At 70.2% G+C, this 18,681-nt stretch carries 13 protein-coding genes; 6 read left to right on the top strand and 7 right to left on the bottom strand.

The annotated features are described in order from the left end of the window. Window positions 1–34 precede the first annotated feature (34 nt). Window positions 35–859, bottom strand: coding sequence for a hypothetical protein (locus ACWEVN_RS07080; RefSeq protein WP_452050577.1), 825 nt, complete (start codon window positions 857–859; stop codon window positions 35–37). A 2-nt stretch (window positions 860–861) separates the two neighbouring features. Next, on the bottom strand, window positions 862–1,053 hold the full coding sequence (locus tag ACWEVN_RS07075) for a hypothetical protein (protein WP_449683555.1): 192 nt from the start codon (window positions 1,051–1,053) through the stop codon (window positions 862–864). A gap of 296 nt (window positions 1,054–1,349) precedes the next feature. Here ACWEVN_RS07075 and ACWEVN_RS07070 point away from each other — a divergent pair, with 296 nt between their 5' ends. The 3 genes from ACWEVN_RS07070 to fxsT are packed head-to-tail and all read left to right on the top strand — an operon-like array spanning window position 1,350 to window position 8,215. After that, the gene (locus tag ACWEVN_RS07070; RefSeq protein WP_452050576.1) at window positions 1,350–2,882 is read left to right on the top strand and encodes a VMAP-C domain-containing protein; all 1,533 of its coding nucleotides are present in this window, start codon (window positions 1,350–1,352) and stop codon (window positions 2,880–2,882) included. Then, window positions 2,860–3,918 (top strand): AAA family ATPase, encoded by a 1,059-nt coding sequence (locus ACWEVN_RS07065; protein WP_449683553.1) that lies wholly within the window; start codon window positions 2,860–2,862, stop codon window positions 3,916–3,918. The genes ACWEVN_RS07070 and ACWEVN_RS07065 overlap by 23 nt, the downstream gene beginning before the upstream one ends. Before the next feature lies 1 nt (window position 3,919). Beyond that, window positions 3,920–8,215, top strand: a complete 4,296-nt coding sequence (gene fxsT / locus ACWEVN_RS07060; protein ID WP_452050575.1) for an FxSxx-COOH system tetratricopeptide repeat protein — start codon at window positions 3,920–3,922, stop codon at window positions 8,213–8,215. 5 nt (window positions 8,216–8,220) lie between these two features. On the opposite strand, the gene ACWEVN_RS07055 is transcribed toward fxsT, so the two are convergent. The 3 genes from ACWEVN_RS07055 to ACWEVN_RS07045 all read right to left on the bottom strand — a co-directional run bounded on the left by ACWEVN_RS07055 (window position 8,221) and on the right by ACWEVN_RS07045 (window position 11,579). Beyond that, on the bottom strand, window positions 8,221–10,014 hold the full coding sequence (locus ACWEVN_RS07055) for an HEXXH motif domain-containing protein (protein WP_452050574.1): 1,794 nt from the start codon (window positions 10,012–10,014) through the stop codon (window positions 8,221–8,223). A 22-nt stretch (window positions 10,015–10,036) separates the two neighbouring features. Next, window positions 10,037–10,231: a hypothetical protein gene (locus ACWEVN_RS07050; RefSeq protein ID WP_449683550.1), complete on the bottom strand. Its 195-nt coding sequence runs from the start codon at window positions 10,229–10,231 to the stop codon at window positions 10,037–10,039. A gap of 169 nt (window positions 10,232–10,400) precedes the next feature. Further along, the gene (locus ACWEVN_RS07045; protein ID WP_452050573.1) at window positions 10,401–11,579 is read right to left on the bottom strand and encodes a TetR/AcrR family transcriptional regulator; all 1,179 of its coding nucleotides are present in this window, start codon (window positions 11,577–11,579) and stop codon (window positions 10,401–10,403) included. 150 nt (window positions 11,580–11,729) lie between these two features. Here ACWEVN_RS07045 and ACWEVN_RS07040 point away from each other — a divergent pair, with 150 nt between their 5' ends. Then, window positions 11,730–12,941 (top strand): acetyl-CoA C-acetyltransferase, encoded by a 1,212-nt coding sequence (locus ACWEVN_RS07040; protein ID WP_449683548.1) that lies wholly within the window; start codon window positions 11,730–11,732, stop codon window positions 12,939–12,941. An 8-nt stretch (window positions 12,942–12,949) separates the two neighbouring features. After that, window positions 12,950–15,121, top strand: coding sequence for a 3-hydroxyacyl-CoA dehydrogenase NAD-binding domain-containing protein (locus ACWEVN_RS07035; RefSeq protein WP_452050572.1), 2,172 nt, complete (start codon window positions 12,950–12,952; stop codon window positions 15,119–15,121). A gap of 43 nt (window positions 15,122–15,164) precedes the next feature. On the opposite strand, the gene ACWEVN_RS07030 is transcribed toward ACWEVN_RS07035, so the two are convergent. Next, window positions 15,165–15,746, bottom strand: coding sequence for a flavin reductase family protein (locus ACWEVN_RS07030; RefSeq protein WP_452050571.1), 582 nt, complete (start codon window positions 15,744–15,746; stop codon window positions 15,165–15,167). A gap of 149 nt (window positions 15,747–15,895) precedes the next feature. On the opposite strand from ACWEVN_RS07030, the gene ACWEVN_RS07025 reads away from it, so the two are divergent. Beyond that, on the top strand, window positions 15,896–16,573 hold the full coding sequence (locus ACWEVN_RS07025) for a hypothetical protein (protein WP_452050570.1): 678 nt from the start codon (window positions 15,896–15,898) through the stop codon (window positions 16,571–16,573). Here ACWEVN_RS07025 and ACWEVN_RS07020 read toward each other — a convergent pair. Beyond that, entirely contained in the window at window positions 16,570–18,615 is a 2,046-nt protein-coding gene (locus tag ACWEVN_RS07020; protein WP_452050569.1) for an MMPL family transporter, read from the bottom strand. The genes ACWEVN_RS07025 and ACWEVN_RS07020 overlap by 4 nt on opposite strands. Window positions 18,616–18,681: the final 66 nt, after the last annotated feature.

The following is an 18,681-nucleotide window of genomic DNA, read 5'->3' as shown; positions in this document are numbered from 1 at the left end:
CCCGCCGTCCGGGGCGGGGGGGGGCGCCCCCTACCTATACCCCCCGTGCGGGCCGGCGCGCGGCGCTCTCGCTTTGTTCCCCCACCCCCCGCCCCCCCGCCCCGCCCCCCCCCGACCGCCACGATTCGAGCTCGACCGGGCTCAGCCGCGCCGGAAGGATCGGTTCGTACAGCTCTCGGTACGGATCCAGATCGTCCAGCCTCACCGCCAGCCGGTGCTCGTCCGACCAGGAGACCACCTGGCGGATCCCGAGCCAGCCCGGCGCGTCGGCGGACAGGTCGCCGGGCAGTCGAACGACCGAATGACGATTGCGGATCTCGACGTGACCGTCCGCGCCTCGGATCGTGGCGACGGAGAACGGCGCCTCGGCCCGCAGCAACGCGGTTCCCAGCGTCGGCAGGGAAACTTTCCCGTGCCAGACCGGAAGTTCCGTCTCGAACGGGATCCCGGCGTGAACGGCGGCCGCGGCCGCGAGGCAGTGCAGGTGCCCGGCGTGCACCCAGAACGGGCAGACACCGGTGGCGTCTTGGCGGTAGAGCCGGGTCGTGTACCCGGCCCACGTGCCCGTGTACGGGTGGGCCAGTATTGTCTCGAGGGCCTGCGGGGCCGTCTGCTCGACACGGGCCAGCAATTCCCACGCCATTTCCGGCGACGGCAACGGTCGGTACAGGTCTTCGGATTTGGTGACGACCTCGACGAGGCCGCACATCAGCAGCAACCGGCGGCTCCGTTCGGCCGCCCGCAGTTTCCGCAGCGGCCCGGGGCCACCCTCGCCCGCCGCAACCGCGTCGAAATCCGCCCACGGCAGCTGGTGGCGCCCAAGACCTTCGGTCTGACCCACGACTTCCTCGGCGGTCACGGTCAATCGACCCGCTTCGCGCCCTTGCTGCCACTCGCGGTCACCGGGATGTGCGAGACGCGTTCGACCGCATGGCGCAGTGCTCTGCGTATTTCGCCACCGTCCAAGGTGCGCAACCGGGCGATCGACACGCCGCCGAGGTCGAGAAGTTCGGATTCGATTCCCGCATCCGCGCCGGAACGTGCTGCCTGCATCGCCCTTTTCTCCTCTCGCCGGGAGAACGGACCCCGTCGGCCCGCTTTCATTGTCCCGCATTCCGGGCGGCTGCGACAGGGACGGCCGCAGTGCGCCGATCAGGTGACTTGCACCGGGCCGCAGCCACCGCGGCGCCCGGTCTTTCCGGCCCGCTCGCCGGTGGTTCCGCCGCCGATCACAGCGCTGCGTGCCGGTTTTCTGCCAACGCATGTCCACGTTTTGCCCACTACGACTGCGGGATTCGGTGGGTAAAATCACGACTCCTGGGCTTGCGGGCGGGGAGGTGGTTCGTCACGTGTCGGCCGGAGAACGAACCCACGGTGCGGACCGCGAGCTGCACTTCCCGTCGGCGGTCCGCGTGGCGGTCCGGGAAGCGATCGTCAACGTCCTCGCCGGGATGGGCTTGGCGGGCGATCGGTCGAGCCGGTCGCTGCTGGTGGGCCTCATCCACGACAACCTCGGCTTCCCGTTGACACTGTCCGATCACGCCACCGGGCGGGACCAGCTGATCGACGTCGTGAACGCCTGCGCCAAGGCGGAAGGGGGACTGCTCGCCCTCGACCACGCCGTCCGCATGCTGCGGCCAAACTGCCCGGAATCCGAGCTGCTGCACCGGCTCGTGCACGAACCGCGCATGCACGACCTGCTGCCGGACTCCGAGTTGCCTTGGTTGCGTTCCGTGCTGACCGGGTTCACCCCGCCGGCGCTGGGTGTGCTCGTCCGGCGGGCCGCGGGCTGGGCCGCGGGCCCGGCAGGCGAACCGGGCGACGCGTGGGAGGCGTTCTGCCTGCTGACCGAGCTCAACACGCCCGCACACGGGTTGCCGCCTGCCCTCGCCTTCGTCGAGTTCGTCGCCGCCCGGTGCGCCCGGGCACTCGGCGACGAGTTGCGGGAGTGGAACACCTGGCAGGCCCGGCGGGTGCAGGGCGAGGCCCGGTTGCGCGAACTGCGTGCCGAAGAGGAACCCCGCGGTGGCGACGGGTTGCGGCTGCACCTGGTGATCATGGTCGAGCTGGACGGCATCGACCCCGACCGGCACGTGGTCTCCCACTGGCGGCAGGAAGATCCGCACGAATGGCCGCCGGCCCGGGGCGGGATGACCACCATCCGCGGCACGGACCTCGAGCACCACGTCGACCGGTTGATCGTCGACGCCGAACGCGCGTGGTCGGAATACCCGGAAGAAGTGGCGCTGGAATTCGTCCTGCCGCGGGAACTGGTGAACCTGCCGGTGCACCGGTGGTGCAAGGAACACGAAACCGGGGACCCCCGGCCGTTGTTCCTCGACTACCCGATCGTCATCCGTTCGCTGGAGCGGATGTTCTCGCGGCAGTGGCACCGGGCGTGGCGGATCCGCTGGGCGGCGATGCTCGGCAACCCGTCGGCCGAGCGGGTGTACTACTGCCCGCCGCGCGAGGGCGCCGAGCACCGCCGGCTCGACGCCGTTCTCAGTGACGGGCGGTGGCTGGTGATGGTACTGGCGGGACCGCCGCCGGCGCGGCCGCGGCCGGGCGGGGACGAGCTGGCGACCGGGCTGCGGACCGGCATCCCGGTGGTGCTGTGGCACCCCGATGCCCCCGCCGACCTGCTCCGCGGAGCCGTCGCCTGGCTCGTCGGCGGCGGTGCCGGGCTCGGCGACCTGCCGGCCCGGACGCGGGATTCCCGGCTCGCCGCGTTCTCGAAAGACACGCTTTCGGCCGATTTCCAGGCCGCACGCGATTTGGTGATCCTGTGGGACGACCCGAGCAGACTGCTCTTTCTGGACGAAGGCCCTTACCTGCCGAACGCGACACGGGAGATTTCGGATGAACGGGGAAAAGCGTCCTGAGCGGCCGAGCTGGTGGATCTACCACGGGACCGGCCGGCCGCTTCACGGCGCTTCACTGGCCGACCTGCTCCCACCCGCCCCGCCTTGGCGCGTGTTCGACGGGGGCCCGTTGCCGGACGAAGACGTGGTGGCACCGGACGAAGGGGAGGCGGCCCGGCGGCTGGGTTCCGAGCACCGGCTGACCGCCCGGCACGTCGACACGCACGAGATCGACATGGTCAACGCCGCCCTGTACCTGCGCCGCCCCCTCCTGGTCACCGGACGGCCGGGCAGCGGGAAGTCGAGCCTCGCCTACCGGGTCGCGCGCGAGCTGGGACTGGGCCGGGTGCTCCGGTGGCCGATCACCTCCCACACCACGCTCAAGAACGGGCTGTACCACTACGACGCGATCGGCCGGGCGCAAGCGGCCGGTGCCCGGGCGGCCGCGGTTCCGGACGGCGAACCGGAACCGCCGATCGGGGACTACCTCCGGCTCGGCGAACTCGGCACGGTCTTCCTGCCCCGGCGGCTGCCCCGGGTGCTGCTGATCGACGAACTCGACAAGAGCGAAGCCGATCTGCCGAACGATCTGCTCAGTTTGTTCGAAGACGGCGAGTTCGCGATCCCGGAGCTGGTGCGGATGCGCAGCCGGACCCGGGAGGTCGAGGTCTTCACCGCGGACGCCGACGCGACGGCGACGGTGGTGGACGGGCGGGTCCGGTGCGCGGCGTTCCCGTTCGTCGTGATCACCAGCAACGGCGACCGCGACTTCCCACCCGCGTTCCTGCGGCGGTGCCTGCGCCTGGAGATCCGGGAGCCGAACATCGAACAGCTGGCGGCCATGGTGGCGGCGCACGCACTCGACCCGGCTGACACGCACCGGTCGCGGATCATCGAGGAATTCGTCAGCCGGAGCGAAGCCTACGGTGGTCTGCCGGTCGACAAGCTCCTCGAAGCGGTCTACCTGGCGACGTCCGGTGCCTACCACGACGAAGGCGACTCCTGGCCGCGACTGGTGGACGCGCTGTGGCGTCAGCTGAACTCAGTGGTGCCGTGACATGACCGAAGAGGTGTCCGGCAACGTGCCCTTGTCCTGGCGGGAGGTCGCCGACGCGGTCTGGCTGACGGCGGTACTGGGACGACTGCCGGAGCGACCGGCCGAGGAACCGGAATCCCAGGCGCGCCCACCAGCGCCCGATCGGCCACCCGAGCTCCCACCTCCCGTGCCCGAGCCGAAGGCCGCGGCAGATCCGCCGCGGCCCGGGCCCGGGCAACCCGAACCCGGGCAGCCCGCCGCGCGGTCCGAGCCGGTCAGCGAGCGGCAGCGTCGTCCGCTGACCGAAGGCTTCGTGCGCGGCGCCCGCGAAAGCGCCGGCAACGGCGAGCCGGTCAACGGCCGGGGCCGGAAGCCCCCGACGATGCCGGGCGGGCCGGACATCCTGCGCGCCCTGCGGCCGTTGAAACAGCTGCGTCCGTCGTCGAATGAAGACGATCTCGAGCTGGACGAGGAGCTGACCGCCGAACAAGCCGCACAAACCGGCCTGTGGCTCCCGTGGCTGCGGCCCACGCCGACGACCCGCGTCCTGGACCTGACGGTGGTCGTGGACGCCGGGGCGTCGATGGCGTTGTGGCAGCACGAAGTCACGGCCTTCCTGAAACTCGTGCAGCAACTCGGGGCGTTCCGCACGGTCCGCATCCGTTACCTGGAAACGGAAACCCGGGCGACGGACGGCTCGCTCGCTCCAGTGCTGCGCGGCGGTACGCCGGACGCGCCCCAACACAGCGTGGCCGAACTCCTGGACTGGTACGGCGGGCGGCTGATGCTCGTGCTGACCGACGGCGTCGCCGAAGCGTGGCGGCAAGACCTCGTTTCGCCATTGCTCGCCCAGTGGAGCCGCCGGATGCCGGTCGCGCTCGTCCACCTGCTTCCCCAGCACATGTGGCGGAAGAGCGGGATCGCCCTGCACCGAGCCCGGTTGACGTCACCCGGTCCCTTCCGCCCCAACAACCGCTACGGGTTCGACCTGCCGGATGCCTGGATGACCATGGCGGAACCCGAAAAGGCGATCGCCGGTGCGGTGCCCGTCCCGGTGCTCGAACTGGACGGCCGGTGGTTCACCTGGTGGGTGGGCCTGATCGCCCGTTCGGTCGGCAAGGCGGTGCCGGCCACCGTGCTGCTGGCGCGCGACCAGCCGATGCCCGAAGGCGAGGACGACGAAGAGCCGGCCTCGTCGCTGACGGCCGAGGAACGGGCCCGGCGCTTCCTCGGTGCCGCGACCCCGCCTGCGTTCCGCTTGGCGACATTGCTCGCCGCGGTGCCGGTCAACCTGCCGATCGCGCGGTTCGTCCGAGCGGAATTCGTCCCGGAGGCCGACAGTTCGCACGTCGCCGAGGTGCTCACCAGCGGGCTCCTCGGCCTGCCTGCCGGACGCCCGGCCGAGGAGGACGCCGTCTTCGCTTTCCCGATCCCGGTCCGCGAAGCCCTTCTCGCGGCCGCGCGGCGGGCGGAGACGGTGCAGGTGGTCGTGGCGACCGGCCGGCGGTTCGGCGAACGGCACCCGGTGCTGGTCCGGATCACCGACGCACTGGCCGATCCCGAACGGGTGGCCCTGCCGGACGAGCCCGCGGACGTCTCTCTCGAGCGAGTCGTCATGCGGGCGCTCTCGGGTCCGTACGCGTGGCGCGCCGAGCGGCTGCAGGAGCGGGAGCGGGAACTGGCCGCGGCGGAGGAGGAGGCGGAGTCCGCGGCGGCCGTGGCGCACCAGGAGATGCTCCCGCCGGTGACGGTGGGGACGGGAACTCCGGACGAGGCACTGGTCGCGACCGTCCGGAACGAAGCGGCCACCTCCCGGCGCCGGGTGCGGCAGATCACCACCGACGCCCCGATGGTCTGGGGCGCGGTCCCGGCGCGCAACCCCGAGTTTGTCGGCCGCGGTGAGTTGCTCGACCGGCTCGGAGCCGCACTGCGGTCGACCCGTTGTGCGGTGCTCTACGGAGCGGGCGGCCTCGGCAAGACCCAGCTCGCGGTCGAGTACATCTACCGGCAGCTGCGCGACCACGATCTCGTCTGGTGGGTGAGCGCACCCCAGGAGTCCCAGGTCCGGGCGTCGTTGACCGAGCTGGCCCGGCAGTTGCGGCTCCCCGGCGCGGAGGAGACGCTGACCGCGGTGCCCGCCGTGCTGGCGGCGCTCCGCGCGGGCAAGCCGTTCCGCCGCTGGCTCCTCGTCTTCGACGCGGCCGACCGGCCCGAGCTCCTGCGCCCGTTCCTCCCGCTCGGCGGCCCGGGCCGGATCGTGGTGACCGCACTGGACGCCCCGTCCGGCTCGTTCCCGGCGGAGTCCATCGAAGTGGACAGGTTCGCCCGCGCGGAGAGCGTCGAGCTCCTGCGCCGCCGGGACCCTGCGGTCAGCCCCGCCGATGCCGACGCGCTGGCGGAGAAGCTGGGAGACCTGCCGATCGCCTTGGCCCTGGCCGCGGCCTGGCGAGCCGAGGCCGGCATCCCGGTGGCCGAGTACACCCGGCTGCTGGACGAGAAGGTGGCCGAGATCCTCGCGACCGCCCCGCTGCAATCCGGCTACGAGATCGCCATGACGGCGGCCTGGAACGTGTCCTTCGACGGGCTGGCCGTGCGCAACCCGGCCGCGCACCAGCTGCTCCAGGTGTGCGCTTTCTTCGCCGCCGAACCGATTTCCCGCAGCCTGTTCACCGGGGTCCGGGGAGTGTCGATCGCCCCGGAACTGGACACCGCGATGCGCGACCCCGTCCTGCTGGACCACGCACTCCGGGAGCTCAACCGGTACCGGTTGGGAAAGCTGGACCACCGCAGCGGAACCCTGCTCCTGCACCGGCTCGCGCAGCTGGTGCTGCGCGCCCGGATGACCGACCGGACGCGCGCGGAAATGCGCCACGGCGCGCACGTCCTGCTCGCCAACCTCGATCCGAACGATCCCGAGACGGCGTGGCAATGGCCGCAGTACCAGATCGTGCTGCCGCACCTCCGGCACGCCGAACTCGTCGGCTGCGACGATCCGTGGGTCCGCCGGCTGTTGCTCAACCTGATGAAGTTCTTGTACGTCACCGGTGACCACGCGGGTGCGGTCGCACTGGCCCGCGAAGTCGTCGCCGCCTGGACGGATCGTTACGGTGCCGAGGACGCCCAGACGCTGTCCGCGTCGGTCCAGCTCGGGTTCGTGCTCTGGGTGCTCGGCCAGTACGAAGAGTCTTCGGCGATCAGCAGGCAGACCTTGTGGCTGTACCAGCGGACCGTGGGCCCGGACTCCGAACAGGCCTTGCGGGCCGAGGTCCAGGTGGCGGTCGGGTTGAAAGCCAGCGGTGATTTCTACGCGGCCCGCGAGCTCAACCGGCGGACCTACGAGAAGGTCCGTTCCCTCTTCGGCGACGACGATCCGACCGCGCTGCGCGCTGCCCACGACCTGGTCGTTTCGCTGCTGCTGGCGGGTGACTACCAATCGGCTCGCGGGCTCGGCGAGGACACCTACGAACGCCGGTCGGAGGTTCTCGGGTACGACAACTGGGAAACCATCATGACCCTGAACATCATGATCATCTGCCGCCGGGAGCTCGGTGACTATTCGTGGGCGCGCATCGAGCAGCAGCGGGTCGTCGAGCGGGTGCGTGGTTTGTTCGGCCTGGAAACCGACGGCGTCATCCGCCGCGACTACCACCTCGCCGTGGCACAGCGCAAAGACGGCTACCACGAGGCCGCGCTCGAACTGTCGGGCAGTGCGCTGAAGCGGTTCCGGCTCAAATACGGGTCGGGCCACCCCAGCGCGATGGCCTGCGTGCTCGCCCATTCGATCGACCAGCGCAACGCCGGCGACCTGCCGGCATCACTGGAGCTGGGTGAGCAGGCGCTGTCGCTCTACCGGACCGGCTTGGGTGATCGGCATCCCCACACGCTGGCCGCCGAAGCCAACATCGGGGTGACCCTGCGGATGCTCGGTGATCCCGCGAGCGCGCTGCACCGGGACGAGCGCGCCCTGGCCGGCTTGCGTGATCGGCTGGGCCCGGCCCACCCGCACGTTCTCGCCTGCTCGATCAACACGGCGAACGACTGGTTCGCCCTCGACGACGTGCCGCGCTCCCTCCGGATGAACACCGAGACACTGGCGCGGCTGCGCCGGGCGCTGTCCGAAAGCCATCCGATCACGCTGGCGGCCCGGCTCAACCGGGCTCTCGACCTGGAACGGCTCGGCCGCGTCCGGGAGGCGGTCAGCCAGCACCAGGACGTTCTGGCCGTGGCCGACCGGGTGTTCCGGCGCGGTCACCCCGCTGTCGCGGCCGCGGCGAAGGCGGTGCGGGCGGAGTGCGATATCGATCCGATGCCGTTGTGACGACGTCAGCGCAGTGCTTCGCCGATCCAGCCGGCCAAATCGACGACCGCCGGTGCGGCGCTCGTGCGGCGCAGCTCCCGGTGCACGGCACGCACCACCTCCGGTACGCCGAGCAGGGCGCGGGCTGCGTGCCCTGCGGGCAGGGCGAGACCCAGGCCGACCAGCGCTTCGGCGTGCTCCGGGTTTTCCGCAAGCGCGGCCTCGTAAGCCGAGCCGGCTTCGCCGGCTCGTCCGGTGAGCAACCGGTGATCGCCGTCGAGCGCTCCCCGCACCTGCGACCACACTTGCGCCAGCTCGGCGTCACCGTCATCGGCGAAGCGAACGCGGATCAGGTCCGCACGAGCGTTCGTCCACTCGCCGTCGGACACGGTGTCGAGCCGGGTCGCCGGGGATACCGGCGGGCACGGGCCGTGCTGTCGCCAAGCCTCGACGAGAGCCGAGACGGTTTCCGGCTCGGGGCGGAGGTGGCGCAGCCGCCAGCCGGCGTGGTGGTCCGCGGCCAGGACTTCCGCCCAGTGCACCGCTTCGCGCGTGCACGGTTCGGCTTGCCACGGCTCGAAGACGGCGGCGAGTCCGGTGAGGAACTGCTGTCCCGCTTCGGTCAGCGCAGCCTCGTCCCGGATGGCCTGCAGCGTCCGCCAGGTCACGGTGCGCCAGTGGGCGAACTCGAAGGCAGCCAGCCGATCGCCGGGACATGCCCGCGTCAGCGCCCGCCAGAAAGCGGTGACGCCGAAGAACGCGTAGACCCCGTGCACCAGACCACCGAGCGGCCGCGGGTCTTCCCGCCACGGGGCGTAGAGCCGTTCGGTGCGGTCGTCGTCGTGCAGCGGCACGAGCTGCAGCAAGCCACCCAGCCGGATGTGCTGGAACTCGTGCACGAGGGCGGCGGCCAGCGTGGCCGGACCGCCGGTCCCGGGTTCGGCGATCACCGCGCTCCCGAAGGCTTCCCCCGTCGATGCGCTGGGGAGCCGGAACGGGACGGCCGGCTCGGGCACGATCGACGTCAGGCCCGTGGGCAGGATGGCCGCGTACTCGGGCAGGTGCTCGACGAGCAGCTGCCAGGCCTCTCCGAGCTGGTTCTGCCAGTGCGCCAGGCCGGCGTCGGTCAGCCGGTCGGGCGGGATCGGGTGGTACAGACCGCGATGGGGATCCAGGTCCTCGAGCCGGAGGGCGAGGACCCGGCCGTCGGCTTCGAACCGGAATTCCCGCAGCCTGCTCCAGGCCGCCGAGCCGGGCGTGACCTGTGAGCGGTCGCCGGTGATCGTGAACGAACCGGCCGCGCCCCGCACTTCGGCCGTCGTGAAGCCGCCGCCTTCGTCCAGCCGTCCGGCGCCCAGTGTCGGCAGTACGACGACGTTGTCCCAGACGGGGACGCGGAGGGAAAATTCCAGGTTCGCATGGATGGCCGCGGCGGCGGCGAGGGTGTGGAAGTAGCCGTAGTGGACCCACAGCGGGCACTCACCGGTCAGCCCCTGCTCGAGCAGCCGCGTCGTGTATCCCGCCCAGCTCCCGGTGTAGGGATGCGCGAGGACTCGCTCCAGGGCGTCCGGATCGGCCTGCTCGGCCCGCACCAGCAGGTCCCAGGCCCGTTCGGCCGGATCGAGCGGGCCGGTCAGCCGGTCGTCGGTTCGAGCCGACTCGACGAGCCGGAGCAGCAGGAGCAGCCGGCGGCTGCGATCCGCGCTGCGCAACAGTTCCACCGCATCCACGCCACCACCCCCGACGGCCAGCTGGTCGAAGGTGTCCCAGCTGATCGAGTGCAGATCGGACTCGGACGCCAGGTGGTCCACGGTGCGCACGGAACGGCCCTTCGAAGTGGATTCAGTCGACGCGTTTGGCGCCGCCGCTGCTGCCGCTCGCGGTGACCGGGATGTGCGCGACACGAGTCACGGCGTGACGAATCGAACGGCTGAGCGCCGGGGTGTCGAGTTTCCGCAGTTCGGAGAGGGAGACGGCGCTGAGATCGAGGAGCTCGGATTTGATCCCCAGCCGCTCGCCGAAAGCCGGCGATCGCATAACGGTGCTTCACTTCTCCTTGCCCGGAACCCACGCGTCAATCGGAAGCGCGAAAAGTAACACCGGAGCGGGCGCGAAGGCATGATTGATGCCCGGCGTGTTGAGAACACGTCGGGTCTCGATCCTGGCTGTGGGATCCATCGTACGCCTCGTCGACCGGGTCGGCCGATCAAACGACGCCGAGGACCTTGTGCAGCAGCGTCGTCAGCTCCGGCTCGAAGTTCGGTCTCGACGCCACCCGGCGTGTCCGGGCCAGGTCGTTCGCGATGGTCAACGCCGCGTGGACCGTGATCTTCGCTTCCCGCGGCGGGAGCTCAGGCCGCACTGCCGACAGCAGCGTCACCCACTGCGCCACGTAGTCCCGTTGCACCCGAAGCAGGTCCACCTTGTCCCGGTCCGGCATCGTCACCCGGTCCGCCGAGAACGACACCAGCAGCTCCGGGGTGTGCAAGATCGTGTGCACATACGAAGCCGCCAGGCGGCGCAGGGCCGAACGCTCGTCCGACGTCTGCAACGCCAGCTCGGCCGCCAGGGCCAGCCTGTCCGCCGCTCGGTGACCGATGGCCACCATCAATGCCGCTTTGCTGGGGAAGTGGCGGTACACGCTGGGGCCCGCTATGCCCGCCGCCGCTCCGATGTCCTCCATGCTCACGTCGTGGAAGCCTCTCTGGGCGAACAGGATCGTTGCCTCCGCCAGCACCTGCTCGCGGCGGGAGGGCTTGCCCAGGCTCGATGCGACCGCAGGAGGGGGAGACGACGGCTCGGGGAGTGTGGTGTTCAGCACACCCAAGGCCAGCTCGACCAACAACGCGGCGAAGCGGCGACGTGCCACCGACGTGTGGTGGACGGACACGCTGCCGAACACCGACAGGGCTGCCCAGCACAGGAGCTCGGCGTCCTCGGCCGGCAGGTCCGGGCGCCGGGTCTGGAGGGCCTTCGACCACGCCGCCAGGGCCAGCGCTGATCGGCGGGCGATCTCGCGCTGGTCCTCCTTCGGCAGGTGACGGCCCTCCCAGCGCCACAAGGCCGCGATCTCGCGTCGCTCGACCGCCTGACCTGCGAGGCGGTCGAGGAGGGAGCGGAGCTGGTCAGCCGGGGGAACCGAGTCCGACAGGGCCTCCGCCGTCGCCGCCTCCATGTCCTCGAAGCCGCTCAGGACCACGTAGGCCAGGATTGCCTGCTTGTCCGCGAAGTGGCGGTACAGCGCCGGCCCCGTCACCCCTGCCGCGTCCGCTATGTCCTTTATGCCGACTCCGGGGAAGCCTCGGGCGCGGAACAGCTCCGCCGCCACCGCGGCCAGCTGGGCCTTGCGGTCGCGGGGGCGCGCACTACGCACTGAGTCGGTCATGGTGAGTGAACGATAGCGGTTAACGGCACACCTGCAACCCATTGACACCATGGGGTTATCCGGCGATATGTTAATGGCCATTAGCCCTACTGGCCGGTATCATCGGTCACGGTACGACGACGTCCGACATCGCTCGCGAGGAGTTGTTCAGTGAGTAGCGAGGCCTACATCTACGAGGCGATCCGCACGCCTCGCGGCAAGAACAAGGGCGGTGCCCTGCACGGCACCAAGCCGGTCGACCTGGTGGTCGGCCTGATCAACGAACTCAAGGTCCGCCACCCGAACCTCGACCCGCAGGCGATCGACGACATCGTGCTCGGCGTCGTCTCGCCCGTCGGGGAGCAGGGCGCCGTCATCGCGCGCACCGCCGCCCTCAACGCGGGCCTGCCCGAGACCGTCGCCGGCGTGCAGCTCAACCGCTTCTGCGCCTCCGGCCTCGAGGCCACCAACACCGCCGCGCAGAAGGTGCGCTCCGGCTGGGACAACCTGATCATCGCCGGCGGTGTCGAGTCGATGTCGCGCGTGCCGATGGGCTCCGACGGCGGCGCGCTGTTCATGGACCCGGCCACCGCCTACGACAACTACATCGTCCCGCAGGGCACCGGCGCCGACCTGATCGCGACCATCGAAGGCTTCTCCCGCGAGGACGTCGACCGCTGGGCCGTCCGCTCGCAGGACCGCGCCGAGGCCGCCTGGTCCGGCGGCTACTTCGCCAAGTCCGTCGTACCGGTCAAGGACATCAACGGCGTCACCGTCCTCGACCACGACGAGCACCGTCGCCCCGGGTCCACCGTCGAGGGCCTCGGCAAGCTCAAGCCCGCCTTCGCCGGCATCGGCGAGCTGGGCGGCTTCGACGCCGTCGCGCTGCAGAAGTACCACTCGGTCGAGCGCATCAACCACGTCCACACCGGCGGCAACTCCTCCGGCATCGTCGACGGCGCCGCGCTGGTCCTCGTCGGCTCCGAGCAGGTCGGCAAGACCTTCGGGCTGACCCCGCGCGCCCGGATCGTGGCCACCGCGTCGATCGGCTCCGAGCCGACGATCATGCTGACCGGGCCGACCCCGGCCACCGAGAAGGTGCTGAAGGCCGCGGGCCTCAAGCCCGAGGACATCGACCTGTGGGAGCTCAACGAGGCGTTCGCGTCCGTCGTGCTCAAGTGGATCAAGGACCTGCACCTCGACGAGGAGAAGGTCAACGTCAACGGCGGCGCGATCGCCATGGGCCACCCGCTCGGCGCCACCGGCGCGATGCTGGTCGGCACCGTGGTCGACGAGCTGGAACGCCGCCAGGCGCGCCGCGCCCTGGTGACCCTGTGCATCGGCGGCGGCATGGGCGTCGCGACCATCATCGAGCGGGTGTGAGGACTCCAATGGCCGAGAGCAAGACCATCCGCTGGGAACAGGACGAAGACGGCATCGTCACCCTGACCCTGGACGACCCGAACCAGTCGGCGAACACGATGAACGCCGACTTCCGCGAGTCGCTCGGTGTCACGGTCGACCGCCTCGAAGCGGAGAAGGACAACATCACCGGTGTGGTCCTCACGTCCGCCAAGAAGACCTTCTTCGCCGGCGGCGACCTCAACGACCTCATCCAGGCCAAGCCCGAGCACGCGGTCGAGCTGACCGAGGGCAGCACCCTGATGAAGGGGCAGATGCGCCGCATCGAGCAGCTCGGCAAGCCGGTCGTCGCGGCGATCAACGGCGCCGCGCTCGGCGGCGGCCTGGAGATCGCGCTGGCGACGCACCACCGCATCGCCGCCGACGTCAAGGGCAGCCAGATCGGCCTGCCCGAGGTGACGCTGGGCCTGTTGCCCGGCGGCGGTGGCGTCGTGCGCACCGTGCGCCTGCTCGGCATCCAGAGCGCGCTGCTGAACGTCCTGCTCCAGGGCCAGCGGCACCGTCCGGCCAAGGCCCTCGAGCTGGGCCTGGTGCACGAGCTCGTCGGCTCGGTCGAGGAGCTCGTCCCCGCCGCGAAGGCGTGGATCAAGGCGAACCCCGAGGGCGGCGTGCAGCCGTGGGACGTCAAGGGCTACAAGATCCCGGGCGGCACCCCGTCGAACCCGAGCTTCGCGGCCAACCTGCCGGCGTTCCCGGCGAACCTGCGCAAGCAGATCAAGGGCGCGAACATGCCGGCGCCGCGGGCGATCCTGGCCGCCGCGATCGAGGGCGCGCAGGTCGACTTCGACACCGCGATCCAGATCGAGACGCGCTACTTCATCCACCTCGCCACCGGCCAGGTCTCGAAGAACATGACGAAGGCGTTCTTCTTCGACCTGCAGACCATCAACTCCGGCGGCTCGCGGCCGGACGGCTTCGAGAAGTACACGGCCAAGAAGGTCGGCGTCCTCGGCGCGGGCATGATGGGCGCGGCGATCGCGTACGTGTCGGCGAAGGCGGGCATCGACGTCGTCCTCAAGGACGTCTCGCAGGAGGCGGCCGAGAAGGGCAAGGGCTACGCGGAGAAGCTGGAGCAGAAGGCCCTCTCGCGCGGCAAGACCACGCAGGAGAAGTCGGACGCGCTGCTGGCCAAGATCAAGCCGACCGCCGACCCGGCCGACTTCGCGGGCGTCGACTTCGTCATCGAGGCCGTGTTCGAGAGCGTCGAGCTGAAGCACAAGGTGTTCGGCGAGATCGAGAGCATCGTCAACGCCGACGCCGTCCTGGGCTCGAACACCTCGACGCTGCCGATCACCACCCTCGCCGAGGGCGTGCAGCGCACCGAGGACTTCATCGGGATCCACTTCTTCTCGCCGGTGGACAAGATGCCGCTGGTCGAGATCATCTGCGGCGAGAAGACGTCGCCGGCCACGCTGGCCAAGGTGTTCGACTACACGCTCCAGATCAAGAAGACCCCGATCGTCGTCAACGACAGCCGCGGCTTCTTCACCTCGCGCGTCATCGGCACGTTCATCAACGAGGCCGTCGCCGCGCTGGGCGAGGGCGTCGAGCCGGCGTCGATCGAGCAGGCGGGTTCGCAGGCCGGCTACCCGGCGCCGCCGCTGCAGCTGATGGACGAGCTGACGCTGACCCTGCCGCGCAAGATCCGCAAGGAGACCCGCGAGGCCGTCGAGGCGGCCGGTGGCGTGTGGAAGGCGCACGCGTCGGAGACCGTGATCGACCGGATGGTCGAGGAGTTCGACCGCAAGGGCCGCTCGACCGGCGCGGGCTTCTACTCCTATGGGGAAGACGGCAAGCGGACCGGCTTGTGGCCGGGGCTGCGGGACGCGTTCAAGTCGGGCACGGCGCAGGTGCCGTTCGAGGACCTCAAGGAGCGGATGCTCTTCGCCGAGGCCCTGGAAACGGTGAAGTGCTTCGACGAGGGCGTGCTGACGTCGGTCGCGGACGCCAACATCGGCTCGATCTTCGGCATCGGCTTCCCGGCGTGGACCGGCGGCGTCATCCAGTACATCAACCAGTACGAGGGTGGCCTGCAGGGCTTCGTCGACCGGGCGCGTGAGCTGGCCGCCCGGTACGGCGACCACTTCGAGCCGCCGGCCTCGCTGGTGGAGAAGGCCGCCAAGGGCGAGATCTACGAATAAGCGGTGCCCGAAGGGGCTCCTCGGCTTCGGCCGGGGAGCCCCTTCAGCGCGTTTCGGACCGGAAGCTGTGGCCGAGTTCCGGCCCGAGGCCGAAGTAGTGGCGGAAGTTGTAGATCAGCGGGCTCCACGCCTCCGGGTCGACGTGCTCGGTGCCGGGCACGACCAGCGCGGGATCGGCGTGCACGGCCAGCACCTCGGCCTCGACGATCAGGAAGTCGCTGTTCGAGTGCACCGCCACCGCCCGCGCTTCCAGCTGCAGCGGGCACTCGCTTGCCCGGGGCGGACGCACCAGGCGCGCCGGCTCCGGGGTCAGGCCGGCCGCTTCGAACTTCGCGCGCTCGTGGCGGAACAACGGCTTGCTCCGGGGAACGGGATCGCGGCCGGTGAGCGGGGCCAGGCGTTCCACCGCTTCCCACGGGTGCGGACCGGGCAGGTTGACGACGACGTCGGGGCGCGCGCGGAGGTTGTGCGCGGTCTGCCCGTCGGCGGCGATCCCGAGGACGACCGTCCAGCCGAGCGCCCAGGCCGAGGACATCGGCGCGAGGTTCGGGCTGCCGTCGTCGTTCTCGGTGCTGAGCAGGACCACCGGGGTGCCGAAGTAGAGGATCCGTGGCTTGATCTCCATGGTGGCGAAGGTAGGTGCCGGATCCGTCGGTGCGCGCCGAAGCGAGTGAGCCGGGGGCGAGCGATGATCTATCGCCCATTCGTGGTCGCTGCTCTGCTAGTACGATCCCGGGTGCTCCTCTTTCACCGGCGCGAGGGAGGCTTGGCCGTATGGCAGCCCCTGTTCACCGAACTATCGCTGCGTTCGACGTCGAAGGCTATAGCGCACCTGAAAGGACGAGCGATGACCTCGAGGCGCTGAGAAAAGGTCTTCACGAAGCGTTGATAGCGGCATTTTCCGATTCCGGCATGCCGTGGGACGAATTGTATCATGAGGTCAATGGCGACGGCTATCTCGTTCTGGTGCCGGCACAATTCGGGAAGTCGGCGCTCGTCGAACGGTTTACTCAGTGCCTGGCAAAAGAGGTCCGGGTGCACAACGCGCAGAACGAGAAGCAAGCGCAGATGCGGCTACGGATGGCGTTGCACGCTGGTGAGATCGCCGGCGAGCCGACTCGGCGGACCTCGCCGGCGATCAACAAGACTCAGCGCTTGGTCGATGATCAAGCGCTGAAAGACGCGCTCGCCTGTTCCAATGGCGTGCTCGTCCTCTCGACTTCGACCTGGTTTTTCGATGAAGTGGTCCGGCCGAGTAAGGCGGCGGCCGCTCCCACCTTTCGCAAGGTGTGGGTCAAACGCATTGAAGAGCACGCGTGGATCTCGCGGCCGGATGACCCCTACCCGGTGAAAAAGCGCCGATCCGCCGCGGCCCGGCGATTCTGGTGGCTGGCCGCGGCGGTAATCGTGGTCGCGGCCATCGTGCTGGCCGCGCTTCTGATCCTCGGCTAGGGCTCCAGCGCGAAGTGCGGCAGCCGGCGATCCAGCCACCGCGGCAGCCACCACGCGCGGGCCCCGAGCAGGCGCATGATCGCGGGGACGACCAAGCAGCGGATCACCAGTGCGTCCAGCAGGACCGCGACCGCCAAGCCGAGACCGAACTGGGCCAGCATGCGGGACGGGTCCAGCAGGAACGCTCCGAACACCAGGACCATGATCGCGCCCGCCGCGGTGATCACCGCTCCCGTCGAGGCCAGGCCTTCGCGCACCGCCGACTGTGCATTGCCCGTGCGGCGCCACTCCTCGTGCATCCGGGACACCAGGAACACCTCGTAGTCCATCGACAGCCCGAAGACGATCGCGAAGATCATCACCGGGACGAACGCCTCGATCGGGCCCGGCTGCGCGCCGAACCAGCCGTCGCCGAACACCAGCGTCATCACGCCGAGCGAAGCGCCGATGCTCAGCAGGTTCAGCAGCGCCGCTTTGAGCGGGATCAGCACCGAACGGAACACCACCATCAGCAGCAACGCCGACAACCCGACGACGACCAGCACGAACAGTGGCAGCCGGTCCGCGACGGCGTCCGCGAAGTCCGTCGCCGCCGCGACCGAACCGCCGACGAGGTAGTGGCCCGGCAGCGTCGGGAGGACGTCCGTCCGCAGCCGCGTCACCAGATCGGCGGTGGCTTCGTCCTGCGGTGACGTCGTCGGGAACGCCAGAACCGTCCGGCCCATCGGCGGCAGGACCTGGGCGATGCCCGGAGTCGACGTGAGTTTCCTCTGCAGCGCAACGGTTTCGCCGTCTTCGGTGACGATGGCGAGCGGGCCGGTGAAGCCCGGGCCGAAGCCTTCGGCCAGCAGGTCGTAGGCCTTGCGCGTGGTGGAACCGGCCGGGTCGGTGCTCGCGTCGGCGAACCCGAGCCGCAGGCCGGCGGCCGGAATGGACAGTCCGATGAGGACGATCAGCCCCAGGGCGAGCGGCGCCAGCGGACGGCGTTGGACACCGTCGGCGAGCCGTCGCCACGCCTTGCCGTGCTCCTTCCGAAGAGCGTGCCGGCGGATCCCTCGCTCGAGCCGCTTGCCGAACAGCGACAGCAGCGCGGGCAGGAGCGTCACCGACGCGAGCATCGTCATCAGGACCGTCAGCGCGACGGACAGCGCGACCCCGCGCAGCCCGCCGAGCCCGAGCGCGAGGAGGCCGAGCAGGGCGATGATCACCGTCGTCCCGGCGAACAGGACCGAGCGGCCTGCCGTGTCGAGGGCCCGCCGGGCGGCCGAATCGCGGTCGTGGCCGGCGAGGATTTCCGTGCGGTAGCGGGAAAAGATCAGCAGCGCGTAGTCGACGCCGACGCCGAATCCGACCAGCATCATCAGCGGCGAGGTGTAGCTCGCGATGTCGACGAAGTGCGAGACGACCGTGATCACGCCCAGCGTGCTGCCGACCGCGAACACCGCCGTGATGACCGGCAGCCCGGCCGCCAGCAGCGAGCGGAACAGGAACACGAGGATGACCAGCGCGGCGAGCAAGCCGACGCCCTCCGCGGGACCGCCGCTCTCGGAGATCCGCTCGATCGGGTCCCCGGCGAGCGCCACCTCGACCGGCCCGGCCCGCTTGGCGGTGTCGGCGAACTGCACGATGTCGTCGTAGGGGAGATCGGTCGACGCCGCGTCGAAAGTGACGGTGGCGTAACCGATCCGTCCGTCGGGAGAGAGCGTCGTGTCGGTGACCGAGCGAACGTGCGGCAGGGACCGGACTTCGCCGAGCATGGCGTCGATCGGCGCCCGGTCGGCGGCGAGGCCATTGTCGGCTTTCAGCACGATCTGCGCGTTCGCGCCGGACTGCGCGGAGTTCTTGAGCAGGTCCACGACCTGCTGGGATTCGGTGCCGGGCAACGAGTTGTCGTCGTGGAACGCGCTGCCGGCCAGTTGCGAGGTGAACGTGACGCCGATGAGGACCAGCGCCCAGAGCGCGACGGCGAGCCACCGGTGGCGTTGCGCCCAGCCGGCCAGCCGCGCCAGGCCGCCCCCGGAGGTACGAGTGATGGTGTCCATGGTGGACAAGGATTCGCGAGCGGGGCCCTACCGCGCGTCGCGCAGCGGAGGACACTTCGCGTGCTC

The organism is Amycolatopsis sp. NPDC003861 (assembly GCF_053605405.1).
Note: the sequence above shows the minus strand (reverse complement) of the source record. Positions and strands in the feature narration are given on the sequence as shown.